The sequence below is a fragment of the Escherichia sp. MOD1-EC6300 genome, from assembly GCF_002965045.1.
GTDB lineage: Bacteria > Pseudomonadota > Gammaproteobacteria > Enterobacterales > Enterobacteriaceae > Escherichia > Escherichia coli_F.
In genome coordinates this window covers 100,856-117,403 of record NZ_PTRH01000004.1, presented here as the reverse complement: position 1 = coordinate 117,403, position 16,548 = coordinate 100,856, and the positions used below count along the sequence as shown (strand labels likewise).

The 16,548-nt window shown below is 50.7% G+C and carries 16 protein-coding genes; 6 read left to right on the top strand and 10 right to left on the bottom strand.

Annotated elements, in window-relative coordinates; all coding sequences use genetic code 11:
• Nucleotides 1–11: 11 nt before the first annotated feature.
• Nucleotides 12–884: a copper homeostasis membrane protein CopD gene (gene copD / locus BGE37_RS07835; RefSeq protein ID WP_000879324.1), complete on the bottom strand. Its 873-nt coding sequence runs from the start codon at nt 882–884 to the stop codon at nt 12–14.
• A gap of 3 nt (nt 885–887) precedes the next feature.
• The gene (gene yobA, locus BGE37_RS07830; protein WP_000204701.1) at nt 888–1,262 is read right to left on the bottom strand and encodes a CopC domain-containing protein YobA; all 375 of its coding nucleotides are present in this window, start codon (nt 1,260–1,262) and stop codon (nt 888–890) included.
• Between the two features lie 138 nt (nt 1,263–1,400).
• Between yobA and holE the strand changes: the two genes are divergently transcribed.
• The 3 genes from holE (at nt 1,401) to exoX (ending at nt 3,075) form a co-directional block, all read left to right on the top strand.
• Entirely contained in the window at nt 1,401–1,631 is a 231-nt protein-coding gene (gene holE / locus BGE37_RS07825; RefSeq protein WP_000916763.1) for a DNA polymerase III subunit theta, read from the top strand.
• 101 nt (nt 1,632–1,732) lie between these two features.
• Complete coding sequence (yobB, locus tag BGE37_RS07820; RefSeq protein WP_032184416.1) at nt 1,733–2,389, top strand: carbon-nitrogen hydrolase family protein YobB; 657 nt, start codon at nt 1,733–1,735, stop codon at nt 2,387–2,389.
• Nucleotides 2,390–2,412: 23 nt separating this feature from the next.
• Nucleotides 2,413–3,075: an exodeoxyribonuclease X gene (gene exoX / locus BGE37_RS07815; protein WP_000944256.1), complete on the top strand. Its 663-nt coding sequence runs from the start codon at nt 2,413–2,415 to the stop codon at nt 3,073–3,075.
• Here the strand turns inward: exoX and ptrB are convergent.
• The 4 genes from ptrB to yebG form a co-directional block, all read right to left on the bottom strand.
• Entirely contained in the window at nt 3,072–5,132 is a 2,061-nt protein-coding gene (gene ptrB, locus BGE37_RS07810; protein ID WP_105287915.1) for an oligopeptidase B, read from the bottom strand. The two genes, exoX and ptrB, sit on opposite strands and share 4 nt — an antisense overlap.
• Nucleotides 5,133–5,340: 208 nt before the next feature.
• A complete protein-coding gene (locus BGE37_RS07805; RefSeq protein WP_105287914.1) occupies nt 5,341–6,000 on the bottom strand; it encodes a tellurite resistance TerB family protein in 660 nt (219 codons plus the stop codon).
• 326 nt (nt 6,001–6,326) lie between these two features.
• Nucleotides 6,327–6,683, bottom strand: coding sequence for a protein YebF (yebF, locus tag BGE37_RS07800; protein WP_001295500.1), 357 nt, complete (start codon nt 6,681–6,683; stop codon nt 6,327–6,329).
• Between the two features lie 66 nt (nt 6,684–6,749).
• Nucleotides 6,750–7,040: a DNA damage-inducible protein YebG gene (yebG, locus tag BGE37_RS07795; protein ID WP_000257738.1), complete on the bottom strand. Its 291-nt coding sequence runs from the start codon at nt 7,038–7,040 to the stop codon at nt 6,750–6,752.
• 133 nt (nt 7,041–7,173) lie between these two features.
• On the opposite strand from yebG, the gene purT reads away from it, so the two are divergent.
• A complete protein-coding gene (gene purT, locus BGE37_RS07790; protein WP_105287913.1) occupies nt 7,174–8,352 on the top strand; it encodes a formate-dependent phosphoribosylglycinamide formyltransferase in 1,179 nt (392 codons plus the stop codon).
• 54 nt (nt 8,353–8,406) lie between these two features.
• Here the strand turns inward: purT and kdgA are convergent, their stop codons facing one another.
• From kdgA to zwf, 3 genes are all read right to left on the bottom strand, one after another.
• Entirely contained in the window at nt 8,407–9,048 is a 642-nt protein-coding gene (gene kdgA, locus BGE37_RS07785) for a bifunctional 4-hydroxy-2-oxoglutarate aldolase/2-dehydro-3-deoxy-phosphogluconate aldolase (RefSeq protein ID WP_000800512.1), read from the bottom strand.
• 36 nt (nt 9,049–9,084) lie between these two features.
• On the bottom strand, nt 9,085–10,896 hold the full coding sequence (gene edd / locus BGE37_RS07780) for a phosphogluconate dehydratase (protein ID WP_032184422.1): 1,812 nt from the start codon (nt 10,894–10,896) through the stop codon (nt 9,085–9,087).
• Nucleotides 10,897–11,130: 234 nt separating this feature from the next.
• Nucleotides 11,131–12,606 (bottom strand): glucose-6-phosphate dehydrogenase, encoded by a 1,476-nt coding sequence (zwf, locus tag BGE37_RS07775; protein ID WP_000301727.1) that lies wholly within the window; start codon nt 12,604–12,606, stop codon nt 11,131–11,133.
• Between the two features lie 337 nt (nt 12,607–12,943).
• On the opposite strand from zwf, the gene hexR reads away from it, so the two are divergent.
• Together hexR and pyk are read left to right on the top strand one after the other, a co-directional pair.
• Nucleotides 12,944–13,813, top strand: a complete 870-nt coding sequence (gene hexR, locus BGE37_RS07770) for a DNA-binding transcriptional regulator HexR (RefSeq protein ID WP_001056701.1) — start codon at nt 12,944–12,946, stop codon at nt 13,811–13,813.
• A gap of 127 nt (nt 13,814–13,940) precedes the next feature.
• Nucleotides 13,941–15,383: a pyruvate kinase gene (gene pyk / locus BGE37_RS07765; protein WP_000091148.1), complete on the top strand. Its 1,443-nt coding sequence runs from the start codon at nt 13,941–13,943 to the stop codon at nt 15,381–15,383.
• A 131-nt stretch (nt 15,384–15,514) separates the two neighbouring features.
• Here the strand turns inward: pyk and lpxM are convergent, their stop codons facing one another.
• The gene (lpxM, locus tag BGE37_RS07760; RefSeq protein ID WP_010364183.1) at nt 15,515–16,486 is read right to left on the bottom strand and encodes a lauroyl-Kdo(2)-lipid IV(A) myristoyltransferase; all 972 of its coding nucleotides are present in this window, start codon (nt 16,484–16,486) and stop codon (nt 15,515–15,517) included.
• Nucleotides 16,487–16,548 lie beyond the last annotated feature (62 nt).

Sequence of the window (16,548 nt, the reverse complement as noted above, 5' to 3'; positions counted from 1 at the left end):
TTCGTAATCCATCAAAAAGGTTCGAGAGTCGCAAGCAGGCTGATGATCACCAGCACTACCGCACCTATCGCCCATTCGAGTTTAGTCATCCACACAAACCAGGGAGCCGCACGATCTTCATCCTGCCTCATGCGCGGTACAAGAACATAACGATTAGCCAGCGCGATGACCACCATAATCATCACCAGGATGGCTTTGAGCAATAAGAGTTGGCCCCAGTAAGTCGTAAGCGTGGGGGGAAATCTGGTAATCAACAATGCATTAAGCACGCCGCTTGCCAGTACGCCGATCACCGCAAAATGCCCGCACCAGGAAAAACGCATCAGCGCCTGAATAGCCTGGTGTCGCCAACGGCCTTTGATGAGTTGCATACACCAGAGCACCGGAAGTAATCCTCCAAACCACGCCGCCGCACAGATCAGGTGAATCGCGTGATTAGTCTGATGGATTTTCGCCGTTACCCCTTCATTCAGCGTCGCATGCCCGACTCCCGCCAGCAGAATAAATTGCGCGGTAGTGAGCATAAACAGCAAACGTGGCATATTCCGCGGTTGCATAAGGGCGACGATCAACGTTACGAGGGCGAGAACAATTTGCCATAACCAGACGCCACCAAACTGCGTTTGCAAAACAGCCTGCCAAATGTTTGGCGAAAATACATCTGACCATCCCGTTCCCATCAACCCGCCCTGAACGGCGAGCATCGCAGTGGCACTGATCAAACTCCAGACGGCAGCGTGCTGTTGTAAACGCAGAAAACGCTTCGTCAGCAAGCGACGAATCGTTAAGGGGGCCAGCCAGGCACCGTACATTGCGAAGCCAAAAACCAGCATCAGCGAGGTGAAATGGATAAATCGCAGCGCGATCCAGGTAAACGCCAGCATGATTTATTTCACGCTAAAGGTGTAGTGTCCTTTCGTTTTATGCCCGTCCACCGAAACAACATGCCAGTCAACGGTGTAGGTTCCGGGTTTCAGCGAATCGGCCAGTGGAACAATCAGTTGCTTTTGGTCCTGCTCATTCCGCTTCGCCGGTAATGTTTTAATATTTTCGTTTTTTGGCCCCGTGATTTTTGCACCACTGAATCCTGTTTCAACGCCTTCCGAGAAGTTTAAAGTGATTGCCTGCGGGGCAGCTGTCACTTGCGCGTTTGCCGCAGGATACTGATGCGTTAAATGCGCATGTGCCCAGACGGAAGGTGTCACCAACGTAGTGGTCAGGATTGCCAGCGCGTAGCGAAGGGAGCGTGCAGTTGAAGTCATATTATCTATTCCTTTTTGTAATAACTTTTTTACAGAGCATAACCTTGTCTAATGTCTGAGTCGAGGATCATCAATTCCGGCTTGCCATCCAGGCTCACTCTTAGTAACTTTTGCCCGCGAATGATGAGGAGATTAAGAATGCTGAAGAATCTGGCTAAACTGGATCAAACAGAAATGGATAAAGTGAATGTCGATTTGGCGGCAGCCGGGGTGGCATTTAAAGAACGCTACAATATGCCGGTGATCGCTGAAGCGGTTGAACGTGAACAGCCTGAACATTTGCGCAGCTGGTTTCGCGAGCGGCTTATCGCCCACCGTTTGGCTTCGGTCAATCTGTCACGTTTACCTTACGAGCCCAAACTTAAATAAAACTTATACAGAGTTACACTTTCTTACATAACGCCTGCTAAATTATGAGTATTTTCTAAACCGCACCCATAATTTGCAGTCATTTTGAAAAGGAAGTCATTATGTCGTTCTGGAAAGTTGCAGCAGCGCAATATGAGCCTCGTAAAACCTCACTGACCGAACAGGTAGCTCATCATCTGGAGTTTGTGAGGGCCGCCGCCAGGCAACAATGTCAGCTGTTAGTTTTTCCATCGCTTTCTTTACTGGGGTGTGATTATTCGCGACGTGCCCTTCCTGCCCCACCCGATCTCTCGCTGTTAGACCCGCTTTGTTATGCTGCAACGACCTTGCGAATGACCATCATTGCCGGCCTTCCCGTTGAATATAACGATCGCTTTATTCGTGGAATTGCGGTGTTCGCACCGTGGCGAAAAACGCCAGGGATCTACCATCAGAGTCATGGTGCATGTCTGGGCCGTCGTTCCAGAACCATCACGGTGGTCGATGAACAACCGGAAGGTATGGATATGGACCCGACCTGTTCACTGTTTACGACAGGGCAATGTCTGGGGGAACCCGACCTACTGGCATCTACCCGCCGCTTACAATTTTTTTCACATCAGTACTCAATTGCCGTGCTGATGGCAAATGCCCGTGGTAACAGTGCACTATGGGATGAACATGGTCGTCTCATCGTTCGCGCCGATCGTGGTTCATTATTGTTAGTCGGTCAGCGTTCATCACAGGGTTGGCAAGGCGATATCATTCCATTACGCTAGGCTTTTTCGGCCTGGAGCATGCCATGTTGCGCATTATCGATACAGAAACCTGCGGTTTGCAGGGAGGGATCGTTGAGATTGCCTCTGTTGATGTCATTGACGGAAAAATCGTCAACCCCATGAGCCACCTGGTGCGCCCCGATCGTCCTATTAGTCCACAGGCGATGGCGATTCATCGCATCACCGAAGCCATGGTCGCCGATAAACCGTGGATTGAAGATGTGATCCCGCACTATTACGGTAGTGAATGGTATGTCGCGCACAACGCCAGCTTTGACCGCCGCGTACTGCCTGAGATGCCCGGTGAGTGGATTTGCACTATGAAACTGGCCCGTCGTCTGTGGCCAGGGATCAAGTACAGCAATATGGCGTTATATAAAACACGGAAGCTCAATGTACAGACGCCGCCGGGCCTGCATCATCACCGCGCGTTGTATGACTGTTATATCACCGCTGCGTTGCTTATCGATATTATGAACACCTCCGGCTGGACGGCAGAACAGATGGCCGATATCACCGGACGTCCATCGTTGATGACGACCTTCACCTTTGGCAAATACCGTGGCAAAGCGGTTTCCGACGTTGCCGAACGCGATCCGGGCTATCTGCGCTGGTTATTTAATAACCTGGACAGCATGAGCCCGGAACTGCGTTTAACACTGAAGCATTATCTGGAAAATACTTAATCTGCTGGCTTAGCGGGTAATGTTCCCTGCGCCAGCGCGACCAGAAAAGCATATTCCATCGCTACGCCTTCGTACGATTTAAAGCGACCAGATTTACCGCCATGGCCTGAGTCCATGTCGGTACAGAGCAATAAAAGATGGTTATCGGTTTTCAGCTCGCGCAATTTAGCGACCCATTTTGCCGGTTCCCAATATTGCACCTGAGAATCGTGTAAACCAGTCGTTACCAGTAAATGCGGATAAGCCTGTGCGGTGACGTTGTCATAGGGGCTGTAGCTTTTCATGTACTCGTAATATTGCGGATCCTGCGGATTCCCCCACTCTTCGAATTCGCCGGTGGTAAGAGGAATTGATTCATCAAGCATTGTTGTTACAACATCAACAAACGGTACCTGGGCGATAACGCCGTGGAACAATTCCGGGCGTTGATTAATTGCAACGCCCATCAACATGCCCCCCGCACTCCCGCCCATCGCATAACAGAGCGAAGGAGAGCCATAGCCCAGTTTTAACAATGCATCGCAGGCATCAAGATAATCATTAAACGTATTTTTCTTCTTCAGAAATTTTCCGTCTTCGTACCATTGTTGCCCCAGCTCACCACCGCCGCGAACATGGACAATGGCGTAGACAAATCCACGATCCAACAAACTCAAGCGGCTAAAACTGAAATCAGCATCAATACTTGCGCCGTAAGAACCGTAGCCATACACCAGTAGCGGGTTGTGTCCTTTGCGAAAATGTTTGCGATGATAAACCAGCGAAACCGGGACTTCGACGCCATCACGGGCGACTATCCACAGGTGTTCACTGCGGTAATTCGCCGCATCAAAACCGGGAACTTCCGTTTGTTTTAATACACGACGCTCACCGGTATCCATATCCAGTTCAAACAAAGTATCTGGTGTGGTCATGGAAGAATAACCATAACGCAATCGCGCGGTTTCAGGTTCTGGATTGTAGGCAATCCAGGTCACATAGGCCGGATCATCAAAGGCAATGCCAATGACTTCCCGGGTCTTGCGGTTGATTTGGCGCAAACTGGTTAACCCGCGCTGACGCTCTTCAACCACCAGCCAGTCGGTAAACAGCGTAAACCCTTCCAGCATAATGTTATCGCGTGGCGGAATTAACTCTTCCCACTGTTGTTCATCACGCATACGGGTACGGTATAAGCCAAAGTTTTTACCATTGCGGTTGGAACGCAGATAAAACCGCTGCTGGTAGTGATCAAGGCTGTATTCGTGATCTTTGCGGCGTGGCAGAAAAACAAACGGCTCAGCATCGGCCATTTCCGCGTCCAACAGGCGAACTTCACTGGTTGTGGCGCTGGCCAGATGAATGACAACATAGTGCTTCGACGTCGTTTTATGCAGGCTGACGTAATAGGTATCGTCTTTTTCTTCGTAAATCAGTTTATCGTGCGATGCCGGCGTACCGATGGCGTGACGCCAGACCTGATAAGGCAGCAGCGTCACCGGATGCTTACGTACGTAGTAAAACGTCCAGGAGTCATTCGCCCAGACAAAGCTGGGTTCAACGTTATCCAGCAGTTCCGGATACCAGTTACCTGTTTCCAGATTACGAAAACGAATGCCGTACTGGCGTCGGGAAAGAAAATCTTCTGCCAGTGCCATAATGGTGTTATCGGGCGTAATCGCCATTCCGCCCATCGAATAAAACTCACTGTGCGCCGCGCGCTTGTTGGCATCGAGCAATGTTTCCCACTCATCCCACTCTTCGCTGAACGCCGATTGACGCTGGTAGATAGCATATTCACAGCCTGGTTCATAAATATGCCGATAGCGGTAGCCATTTTTGATGTAGGGAGCAGAAACTTCTCTTTGCGGAATGCGGTCGATGATTTCCTTTAAGATGCGATCCTGTAAGGCTTGTTGCGAGGCCATCACCCGATGACCGTAACTATTTTCTTGCTGCAGGTAGTCCAGGACTTCCGGCTGAGAACGCGTATCGTCCCGCAGCCAGTAGTAATTATCGATGCGCGTATCGCCATGAAGCGTCATGGCGTGGGGAATGCGAGCGGCTTTTGGTAGCATGTTATTGTTCTTTCTGGTTGAAACATCTTATAAGGGTGGCAAAACTCACCGGGGATGCAAGCGAAACAGGGGAGTCATTGCTTAGATGATGACAGGTAATGGCGCGGATTTCGAATGTTATGCAGACAGAGAAGATCAGCCAGTTCAAATGGCTGTGCGGTTCTGGATAGCCCGAAATAGTCAACTTCAGGCTATCCAGAGAGCGGAATTATTCCACCAAAGTACGTTTTTGCTGTTCGAGATCTCGTTCAATGCCTTCACGAACATCCTGGGGGATTTTCAGCGCGTCACCCAGTGCATTCAGGTAACTGCGTTCCATAAAATGGTCAATATCAATAGCCGCGCAGCTCAGGAAATAGATTTCCAGCGCCTCTTCTTCATTGCGGACCCCGGTAGCCAGGCGTTGTGGATCCAGCGGTTGTTCGATTGCCTGCTCAATGAGTAAACGCCCCTGCTCTTCCACGCCGGCTTCACGCAATTGCTGGTCGATTGCCGCACGTTCTCTGGCATCAATATGACCATCACTTTTAGCGGCAAAGACCAGCGCAAGGATCAAACGTGCCGTACGCTCATCCAGCGGCGTACTTTGCGCGCCAAACTGCGGTTCGTCCTGATGCGCCGCGCGAATTTTATCTTTGTATTTATTCCACAGCACCGTACCCGCTACTGCTCCGCCGCCAAGCAGCAACGCGTTGGTGCCATATTTCGTAAGAAGTTTACGTGCTGATTTATTTGCGACCAGCAGCCCAGCCAGTCCGCCTAATGCGCCAGGCACTAAAAGTTTGCCCAATCCCTGATCCGCAGACGAGGAGGTAGAAGAACTGCTTTGCCCAAGCAGGGATTGCAGTTGATTTAACCAGTTAGCCATATTTGCTCCTCAATAACCATTTTTAGTGCCTGTAGCATAGCGGATGAGGATGTCAGAAAATGTATATCGAGACAAAAGATGCGCAAATAAGCGGGTCGGCAGGCCGTTATTCAAAGAAATTCGCGCCAGGTAAGGTGTTCACTGTATATCAGGTGATAAGGGTATTTTAGGTGAACGTAATTTGACGTTTTGAGTGGCATTGTTTGATGCTGATTGCCCGATGCGACGCTGTTGCGTCTTCCCAGGCCTACGATTGAAGTGCCTTGTAGGGCGGACCAGGCACTCGCGCCGCATCCGCCGACGGTCAATCGAATTATCAGAGGCCATTAACGCCGCTGATATTCCGCCATTCCCGCTTTGCAGTCCACGCTGACCTGGTAATGAATATCGGCACTTTTACCACGCACGGTTAGCGGTACTGACCATTTATCATCTTTACCCTGAATGTCCTGCAAACTGACCCATGCCACAGGATCGGCCTGACCGACAATTTTTTGATCATCTGCCCAGCGCGCCACGCGATTTTGTTGATAATCACGTTTTACGCTCGCGGCAATTCCGGCAGCATCCAGACCTTCACACTTTGGGAAAGTGACCGACTTGCTGGTTTCATTATTGGCAGCGAAAACTGATGCGCAGGCAGAAACCAACAACAGCCCTAAAAACGCCCCTCTTTTTTTCATGTTTTTCTCCATAGCACAATGATTCAGGAGAAAGCATGGTACAAATTGTCAGGAGCGCAAGTTGCTTCAGGCCGCGTGTGAGGCATCTTCCTCTTCGGATTCAGCACCGACGACCTGTGGGGACGGTAATTTGCCGGTTTTCAGAATGGTGCTCAGCACATCTTTTTGTTCTGCCAGCCATAGCGAAAGGGCTTCACGTTGCTCGTCTTCCATTTGCACTGGAGAATTTGTCAGCCAGGTGTCAAGCAGATCCGCCGTATCAAGCATTTTGTCATAAGCATCGGCTTCCTTTTTGCTGGTAAACGACATTTTCTCTTCGCCCTCACGAATGACTACGTATTTAACTTCAACCGCCATTTGCAGCCTCTCATAATAACTGTGATTTTATACAGTATATTTCTTCTAGATTGGGAAATCAACATCAACAATAAAGACACGCGCAAACGTTTTCGTTTATACTGCGCGCGGAATTAATCAGGGGATATTTTTTATGACGTTATTAGGCACTGCGCTGCGTCCGGCAGCAACTCGCGTGATGTTATTAGGCTCCGGTGAACTGGGTAAAGAAGTGGCCATCGAGTGTCAGCGTCTCGGCGTAGAGGTGATTGCCGTCGATCGCTATACCGACGCGCCAGCTATGCATGTCGCGCATCGCTCCCATGTCATTAATATGCTTGATGGTGATGCATTACGTCGTGTGGTTGAACTGGAAAAACCGCATTATATCGTGCCGGAGATCGAAGCTATTGCCACCGATATGCTGATCCAACTTGAAGAGGAAGGAGTGAATGTTGTCCCCTGCGCTCGCGCAACGAAATTAACGATGAATCGCGAGGGTATCCGTCGCCTGGCGGCAGAAGAGCTGCAGCTGCCCACTTCCACTTATCGTTTTGCCGATAACGAAAACCTTTTCCGCGAGGCGGTTGCCGCCATTGGCTACCCCTGTATTGTTAAACCGGTGATGAGTTCCTCCGGCAAGGGGCAGACGTTTATTCGTTCTGCAGAGCAACTTGCTCATGCATGGGAGTACGCTCAGCAAGGCGGTCGCGCCGGAGCGGGCCGCGTAATTGTTGAAGGCGTCGTTAAGTTTGATTTCGAAATTACCCTGCTAACCGTCAGCGCGGTGGATGGCGTCCATTTCTGTGCACCGGTAGGTCATCGCCAGGAAGATGGCGACTATCGTGAATCCTGGCAACCACAGCAAATGAGCCAGCTGGCTTTGGAACGTGCGCAAGAGATTGCCCGTAAAGTGGTGCTGGCACTGGGCGGTTATGGGCTGTTTGGTGTCGAGCTGTTTGTCTGTGGTGATGAGGTGATTTTCAGTGAGGTCTCCCCTCGCCCACATGATACCGGGATGGTGACGTTAATTTCTCAGGATCTCTCGGAATTTGCCCTGCATGTGCGTGCTTTCCTCGGACTTCCGGTTGGCGGGATCCGCCAGTATGGCCCTGCAGCTTCTGCCGTTATCCTGCCACAACTGACCAGTCAGAATGTCACGTTTAATAATGTGCAGAATGCCGTAGGGGCAGGTTTGCAGATTCGTTTATTTGGTAAGCCGGAAATTGATGGCAGCCGTCGTCTGGGTGTAGCGCTGGCGACCGCTGAGAGTGTTGATGAAGCGATTGAGCGCGCAAAGCACGCCGCAGCACAGGTAAAAGTACAAGCTTAACCCCGGCGAAAAACGCTACAAAAATGCCCGATTCACGATCGGGCATTTTGACTTTTATAGCTTAGCGCCTTCTACAGCTTCACGCGCCAGCTTAGTAATGCGGTCGTAATCGCCCGCTTCCAGCGCATCTGCCGGAACCAGCCAGGAACCACCGATGCAGAGCACGCTTTTCAGCGCCAGGTAGTCACGGTAGTTAGCCGGAGAAATACCACCTGTCGGGCAGAAACGGACTTGGGAGAACGGACCCGCGATCGCCTGCAGGGCTTTCACGCCGCCGTTAGCTTCAGCCGGGAAGAATTTGAACTCTTTCAAACCGTAGTCCATACCCAGCATCAGTTCGGAAACAGTGCTGATCCCCGGAATCAGAGGAATAGTCCCTTCGGTAGCAGCTTTCAGCAGCGGCTCGGTCAGACCCGGGCTAATTGCGAACTGTGCACCCGCTTCGGTGACTTCTGCCAGCTGCTGTGGATTCAGCACCGTACCGGCACCCACAATCGCTTCAGGCACTTCTTTGGCGATAGCACGGATAGCGTCAACTGCACACTCGGTACGCAGAGTCACTTCCAGAACGCGCACCCCACCAGCAACCAACGCTTTTGCCATCGGCACCGCGTGTTCCAGTTTTTTTACCACGATAACCGGTACAACCGGGCCGGTGGTGAGGATTGATTCTGCACTTGTTTTCCAGTTTTTCATCAGAGTTTTCTCTCGCCTGATTACAAATTTGTCGTCTTAAAAAGTGATACAGGTTGCGCCCTGTTCGGCACCGGACAGTTTTTCGCGCAAGGCGCTGAATAATTCACGTCCTGTTCCCACGCGTGACGCGCTCAGGTCAGGAATGTGTGGTTCGCGAGCAGCCAGTTCCGCTTCGTCTACCAGCAGCGTCAGTTCGCCTGTCTGTCCATTCACACGAATGATGTCCCCGTCGCGCACTTTTGCCAGCAGCCCGCCATCGTAGGCTTCTGGTGTTACGTGGATAGCTGACGGCACTTTACCTGAAGCGCCGGAGAGTCGTCCATCAGTAACTAACGCAATTTTGAAACACCGGTCCAATAATACACCAAGTGGCGGCATGAGTTTATGTAATTCTGGCATTCCGTTCGCTTTTGGCCCCTGATGACGGACAACAACGACACAATCGCGGTCCAGCAAACCCGCTTCAAAGGCCGGCATAACGTCATGCTGGCTTTCAAAAACAACCGCAGGCGCTTCAATCACCTGGTTCTCAACCGGCACGGCAGAGGTTTTCATAACCGCGCGGCCCAGGTTACCGCTTAACACTTTTGTCCCACCATGATGAGAGAAAGGTTGTTCGAAGGAAGCGATCACATTGCTGTCGAGTGATTTTTCCGCCCCTTCCCGCCAGTCCAGTTCACCATTATTCAGCCATGGTTCAAGGGTATAACGAGACAGACCAAAGCCTGCCACCGTATTGACATCTTCATGCAGCAGGCCTGCTTTGAGCAGTTCACGCACCAGAACCGGTACGCCACCTGCCGCCTGGAAGTGGTTAATATCGGCCGGACCGTTCGGGTAGAGACGTGCCATCAGCGGTACAACATCAGAAAGGTCAGAGAAGTCATCCCAGTTAATCTGAATACCAGCCGCGCGCGCCATCGCCACCAGGTGCATGGTGTGGTTAGTGGAACCACCGGTCGCCAGCAGTGCAACGATACCGTTCACCACCACTTTCTCATCGATCATCTTACCGATCGGCATCCATTCATTACCATTGCCGGTCATGCGTGTAACCTGGCGCGCAGCGGCAGCGGTCAAAGCATCGCGCAGCGGTGAATCCGGATGAACAAAAGAAGAGCCTGGCAACTGCATCCCCATAAACTCCACCACCATCTGGTTGGTGTTGGCAGTACCGTAGAAAGTACATGTTCCCGGCGCATGATAAGACGCAGCTTCTGACTCCAGCAGCGCCATGCGGTCCACTTTACCTTCGGCATAAAGCTGGCGAATACGCACTTTTTCTTTATTTGGCAAACCGCTTGCCATCGGACCTGACGGCACAAACACCGCAGGCAAATGCCCAAACGACAGGGCTGCCATCGTCAGCCCGGGGACAATCTTGTCGCACACACCGAGGAACAGCGCACCATCAAACATGTTATGGGACAGCCCCACCGCCGCAGACATCGCAATCACTTCGCGGCTTAACAGCGACAATTCCATTCCATTCTGCCCCTGGGTGACACCATCACACATCGCCGGAACACCGCCCGCAACCTGACCAACCGCATTCGCTTCATGCAGGGCTTTACGAATGATTTCTGGATAGTGTTCATAAGGCTGGTGTGCGGAGAGCATGTCGTTATAGGAAGTGATGATGGCGATATTGTTACGCAACATGCTTTTCAAAGAGGCTTTGTCTTCTGGCTGGCAGGCAGCGAAACCGTGTGCCAGGTTACCACATGCCAACTGCGAACGATGAACGGTCGAAGTTTTCGCTTGTTCTATCCGGGCGAGGTAAGCAGAGCGAGTCTCGCGCGAACGTTCAATGATTCGATTTGTTACGCGTAACAATTGTGGATTCATAAAGGCTCCTGAAATTGAGTTGTCAGAGCAGGATGATTCACAACGCGTTTCATTCAGAGGATTTATGACTGAAACGCCTGTAACCGGAGCTCATAGGGCAAAAACGTTTCAGTCAGTGTAATAAAAAAAGCCTCGTGGGTGAATCCACACGAGGCCTGAAAGTGTAAAAATTGTTCTACAATCTGTGCAAGATCATGTTACCGGTAAAATAACCATAAAGGATGAGTGCAGATATTACTCAAACTCATTCCAGGAACGGCCATCACGAGTAATCATCGCCACCGAGGCAACCGGTCCCCAGGTTCCGGCCTGATAGGGTTTCGGCGCATCATTGTCCATCGCCCACGCCTCAGTAATGGAGTCCACCCATTTCCAGGCTTCTTCTACTTCATCACGACGTACAAACAGTGCCTGAATACCACGCATGGTTTCCAGCAGCAGACGTTCATAGGCATCTGCCAGATGCGTTTGATTAAAGGTTTCTGAATAGCTCAGATCCAGCTTGGTGATTTGCAGGTTATGTTTGTGGTCAAGGCCAGGAACTTTATTCAGTACCTGGATATCCACGCCTTCATCAGGTTGTAGACGGATAGTCAGTTTATTCTGAGGCAAATCCTGCCACGACTCTTTGAACAGATTCAGTTCAGGTGTTTTGAAATAGACCACAACTTCAGAACATTTGGTCGGCAGACGTTTACCAGTACGCAGGTAGAATGGCACACCGGCCCAGCGCCAGTTATCAATATCGACGCGGATCGCCACGAAGGTTTCCGTATTGCTGCTCTTGTTCGCGCCCTCTTCTTCCAGATATCCCGGCACTTTTTTGCCCTGGGCGAAGCCCGCAGTATATTGCCCGCGTACGGTTTTTTCGCGCACGTTGGAGCGGTCAATGCGGCGCAGAGACTTCAGTACTTTCACTTTTTCATCGCGGATGCTGTCTGCACTCAGGTCAGACGGCGGAGACATCGCAATCATGCAAAGAATTTGCAGCAGGTGGTTCTGGATCATGTCGCGCATCTGACCGGCTTTATCAAAATAGCCCCAGCGCCCTTCGATCCCCACTTCTTCTGCCACGGTAATCTCAACATGATCAATGGTGCGATTGTCCCAGTTATTCACAAACAGGGAGTTAGCAAAACGCAGCGCCAACAGGTTCAGCACCGTTTCTTTACCAAGATAGTGGTCGATACGGTAAACCTGGCACTCCTCGAAGTATTCGCCAACCTGATCATTGATTTCCTGCGAGGTCGCCAGCGACGTCCCCAGCGGTTTCTCCATGACTACGCGTGCCGGTTTAGCATTCAGTTTTGCCTCGCCAAGCCCTTTGCAGATTGCACCAAAAGTGCTGGGCGGCATGGCAAAGTAGTTAATGGTGATACGATTTTTTTGATCCAGCATCGCACCGAGACGGCTGAATGCAGCTGTGTCATTGACATCGAGATTACAAAAATCCAGACGTGCACTCAGGGTGTCCCATAAACCTTCATCAATGGTTTCTTTCATGAAAGTTTCGAGTGCCTCGCGGACAACTTTGGTATATGCCGCTTTATCCCAGTCAGCACGCCCTACGCCGATAATCCGGGTGTCCGGGTTGAGCTGACCGGCTTTTTCCAGTTGATACAGGGAAGGCAGCAATTTACGACGCGCAAGGTCGCCTTTCGCGCCGAAAATGACCAGGTCACAGGCCTGGGCTGTTTGCGTTACCGCCATGTCATTCTCCTTAAGTTAACTAACCCGGTACTTAAGCCAGGGTATACTTGTAATTTTCTTACGGTGCACTGTACTGCTTTTACGAGCTTGCGAAAACTGTAAACGCTTATCCACCCGTGCGATTACGGTAAAAGCGCGCAAAGTGCGGCAAAACTGATAAAAAAATCATCGTTTTCCATTGGGTAAAAATCTGACACTGATCATGTTATGAAAAAAAATAACAACTTTTTTATCTGCTTTTGTCATTAACACAGCACACAGGCGTAATATCTGACAAAACTGCATTTCGATTTCTTTCAGTGCGGAAATCGTCATTACCCGTGAGTCTCTTTACATCATGAATATGCTGGAAAAAATCCAGTCTCAGCTGGAACATTTGAGCAAATCAGAGCGCAAAGTTGCCGAGGTCATTCTGGCTTCGCCCGATAACGCGATCCATTCGAGTATTGCTGCTCTGGCGCTGGAGGCCAATGTTAGTGAACCGACGGTGAATCGTTTCTGTCGCAGTATGGACACGCGCGGTTTTCCTGATTTTAAACTGCATCTGGCACAAAGTCTGGCGAATGGCACCCCCTATGTTAATCGCAACGTCAATGAAGATGACAGCGTTGAATCATACACGGGAAAAATATTTGAGTCGGCAATGGCGACGCTCGATCATGTCCGTCATTCACTGGATAAATCTGCCGTTAACCGCGCCGTCGACTTGCTCACTCAGGCCAAAAAAATCGCGTTTTTTGGATTAGGCTCTTCTGCTGCCGTTGCCCACGATGCGATGAATAAGTTCTTTCGTTTTAATGTTCCGGTGGTGTACTCCGATGATATCGTGCTGCAACGCATGAGTTGTATGAATTGTAGCGACGGAGACGTGGTGGTGCTGATTTCTCACACTGGAAGAACAAAAAATCTGGTCGAGTTGGCGCAGTTGGCACGCGAAAACGACGCCATGGTGATTGCCCTCACCTCTGCGGGTACCCCGCTTGCCCGAGAAGCAACGCTGGCAATTACCCTCGATGTACCGGAAGATACTGACATTTATATGCCCATGGTTTCTCGACTTGCACAGCTGACCGTGATAGATGTGCTGGCAACAGGTTTTACTTTGCGACGCGGTGCAAAATTCAGAGATAACTTGAAGCGGGTCAAGGAAGCGCTGAAGGAATCGCGTTTTGATAAGCAGTTACTTAATTTAAGTGACGATCGCTAAAAACGACTGTCACTGTTCTAATCTTATACGACATCCGAATGAGATTACTTTATCGCCATAACGGCGTTATTTCATTCGGATTTCATGTTCAAGCAACACCTGGTTGTTTCAGTCAACGGAGTATTACATGTCCAGAAGGCTTCGCAGAACAAAAATCGTTACCACGTTAGGCCCAGCAACAGATCGCGATAATAACCTTGAGAAAGTTATCGCTGCGGGTGCAAACGTTGTACGGATGAACTTTTCTCACGGCTCTCCTGAAGATCACAAAATGCGCGCGGATAAAGTTCGTGAGATTGCCGCAAAACTGGGGCGTCATGTGGCTATTCTGGGTGACCTCCAGGGGCCCAAAATCCGTGTATCCACCTTTAAAGAAGGCAAAGTTTTCCTCAATATTGGGGATAAATTCCTGCTCGACGCCAACCTGGGTAAAGGTGAAGGCGATAAAGAAAAAGTCGGTATCGACTACAAAGGCCTGCCTGCTGACGTCGTGCCTGGTGACATCCTGCTGCTGGACGATGGTCGCGTTCAGTTAAAAGTACTGGAAGTTCAGGGCATGAAAGTGTTCACCGAAGTGACCGTCGGTGGTCCCCTCTCCAACAATAAAGGTATCAACAAACTTGGCGGCGGTTTGTCGGCTGAAGCGCTGACCGAAAAAGACAAAGCAGACATTAAGACTGCGGCGTTAATTGGCGTAGATTACCTGGCCGTCTCCTTCCCACGCTGCGGCGAAGATCTGAACTATGCCCGTCGGCTGGCACGCGATGCAGGATGTGATGCGAAAATTGTTGCCAAGGTTGAACGTGCGGAAGCCGTTTGCAGCCAGGATGCAATGGATGACATCATCCTCGCCTCTGACGTGGTAATGGTTGCTCGCGGCGACCTCGGTGTGGAAATTGGCGACCCGGAACTGGTCGGCATTCAGAAAGCGTTGATCCGTCGTGCACGTCAACTAAACCGCGCGGTAATCACTGCGACCCAGATGATGGAGTCAATGATTACTAACCCGATGCCGACGCGTGCAGAAGTCATGGACGTAGCAAACGCCGTTCTGGATGGTACTGACGCTGTGATGCTGTCTGCAGAAACTGCTGCTGGTCAGTATCCTTCAGAAACCGTTGCAGCCATGGCGCGTGTTTGCCTGGGTGCTGAAAAAATCCCGAGCATCAACGTTTCTAAACACCGTCTGGACGTTCAGTTCGACAATGTGGAAGAAGCTATCGCCATGTCAGCAATGTACGCGGCTAACCACCTGAAAGGCGTTACGGCGATCATCACTATGACCGAATCGGGTCGTACCGCTCTGATGACCTCCCGTATCAGCTCCGGTCTGCCGATTTTCGCTATGTCGCGCCATGAACGTACGCTGAATCTGACTGCTCTCTATCGTGGCGTTACGCCGGTGCACTTTGATAGCGCTAATGACGGCGTAGCAGCTGCCAGCGAAGCGGTTAATCTGCTGCGCGATAAAGGTTACTTGATGTCTGGTGACCTGGTGATTGTCACCCAGGGCGACGTGATGAGTACCGTGGGTTCTACTAATACCACGCGTATTTTAACGGTAGAGTAAGTACGTTGCCGGATGCGGCGAAAACGCCTCATCCGGCCTACAGTTCAATGATAGTTCAACAGATTTCGAATCTTCTGAAGCAAACTTGAACTTATCACACGGCGGAAGCCTCTCCTCGCGAGAGGCTTTTTTTATTTGATGGGATAAAGATCTTTGCGCTTATACGGTTGGATTTCGCCCGGTTTGCGAGTTTTCAGCAATTTTAATATCCAGGTGTATTGTTCTGGTCGCGGACCAACAAAAATCTCGACTTCTTCATTCATCCGCCGCGCAATCGTATGGTCATCCGCCTCTAACAGATCATCCATCGGTGGGCGCACCTGAATCGTCAGACGATGCGTCTTGCCATCATAAATCGGAAACAGCGGTACAACGCGCGCACGACACACTTTCATCAAACGACCAATCGCGGGCAACGTCGCTTTATAGGTGGCAAAGAAATCAACAAACTCACTGTGCTCGGGGCCATGATCCTGATCGGGTAAATAATATCCCCAGTAGCCCTGACGTATCGACTGGATGAATGGTTTAATACCATCATTTCTCGCATGCAGACGACCGCCAAAGCGACGACGCACCGTGTTCCAGACATAATCAAAAACCGGGTTGCCCTGATTATGGAACATCGCTGCCATTTTCTGCCCTTGCGAGGCCATCAGCATGGCCGGGATATCGACGGCCCAGCCGTGCGGCACCAGAAAAATCACTTTCTCGTTATTACGCCGCATCTCTTCGATGATCTCCAGCCCTTGCCAGTCAACGCGCGGCTGAATTTTCTCCGGCCCGCGTATTGCCAACTCAGCCATCATTGCCATCGCTTGCGGCGCAGTGGCAAACATCTCATCAACAATCGCTTCGCGTTCAGCTTCACTACGTTCTGGAAAGCAGAGCGACAGATTGATTAACGCACGACGGCGTGAGCTTTTTCCCAGTCGTCCGGCAAAACGTCCCAGCCGTGCCAGAATGGGATCGCGGAACTTTGGCGGTGTTAAAGCGATACCCGCCATCGCTGCTACGCCCAGCCATGCTCCCCAGTAGCGAGGATGGCGAAAGGATTTATCAAACTCAGGAATGTATTCGCTATTATTTTTTTTCGTTTCCATGCTTTTCCAGTTTCGGATAAGGCAAAAATCAATCTGGTGATAGTGTAGCGGCGCAACTTGCC

Coding starts and splice junctions, on each gene's coding strand:
- copD (WP_000879324.1), bottom strand. CDS start 884: ATGCTGGCGTTTACCTGGATCGCGCTGCGATTTATCCATTTCACCTCG.
- yobA (WP_000204701.1), bottom strand. CDS start 1,262: ATGACTTCAACTGCACGCTCCCTTCGCTACGCGCTGGCAATCCTGACC.
- holE (WP_000916763.1), top strand. CDS start 1,401: ATGCTGAAGAATCTGGCTAAACTGGATCAAACAGAAATGGATAAAGTG.
- yobB (WP_032184416.1), top strand. CDS start 1,733: ATGTCGTTCTGGAAAGTTGCAGCAGCGCAATATGAGCCTCGTAAAACC.
- exoX (WP_000944256.1), top strand. CDS start 2,413: ATGTTGCGCATTATCGATACAGAAACCTGCGGTTTGCAGGGAGGGATC.
- ptrB (WP_105287915.1), bottom strand. CDS start 5,132: ATGCTACCAAAAGCCGCTCGCATTCCCCACGCCATGACGCTTCATGGC.
- BGE37_RS07805 (WP_105287914.1), bottom strand. CDS start 6,000: ATGGCTAACTGGTTAAATCAACTGCAATCCCTGCTTGGGCAAAGCAGT.
- yebF (WP_001295500.1), bottom strand. CDS start 6,683: ATGAAAAAAAGAGGGGCGTTTTTAGGGCTGTTGTTGGTTTCTGCCTGC.
- yebG (WP_000257738.1), bottom strand. CDS start 7,040: ATGGCGGTTGAAGTTAAATACGTAGTCATTCGTGAGGGCGAAGAGAAA.
- purT (WP_105287913.1), top strand. CDS start 7,174: ATGACGTTATTAGGCACTGCGCTGCGTCCGGCAGCAACTCGCGTGATG.
- kdgA (WP_000800512.1), bottom strand. CDS start 9,048: ATGAAAAACTGGAAAACAAGTGCAGAATCAATCCTCACCACCGGCCCG.
- edd (WP_032184422.1), bottom strand. CDS start 10,896: ATGAATCCACAATTGTTACGCGTAACAAATCGAATCATTGAACGTTCG.
- zwf (WP_000301727.1), bottom strand. CDS start 12,606: ATGGCGGTAACGCAAACAGCCCAGGCCTGTGACCTGGTCATTTTCGGC.
- hexR (WP_001056701.1), top strand. CDS start 12,944: ATGAATATGCTGGAAAAAATCCAGTCTCAGCTGGAACATTTGAGCAAA.
- pyk (WP_000091148.1), top strand. CDS start 13,941: ATGTCCAGAAGGCTTCGCAGAACAAAAATCGTTACCACGTTAGGCCCA.
- lpxM (WP_010364183.1), bottom strand. CDS start 16,486: ATGGAAACGAAAAAAAATAATAGCGAATACATTCCTGAGTTTGATAAA.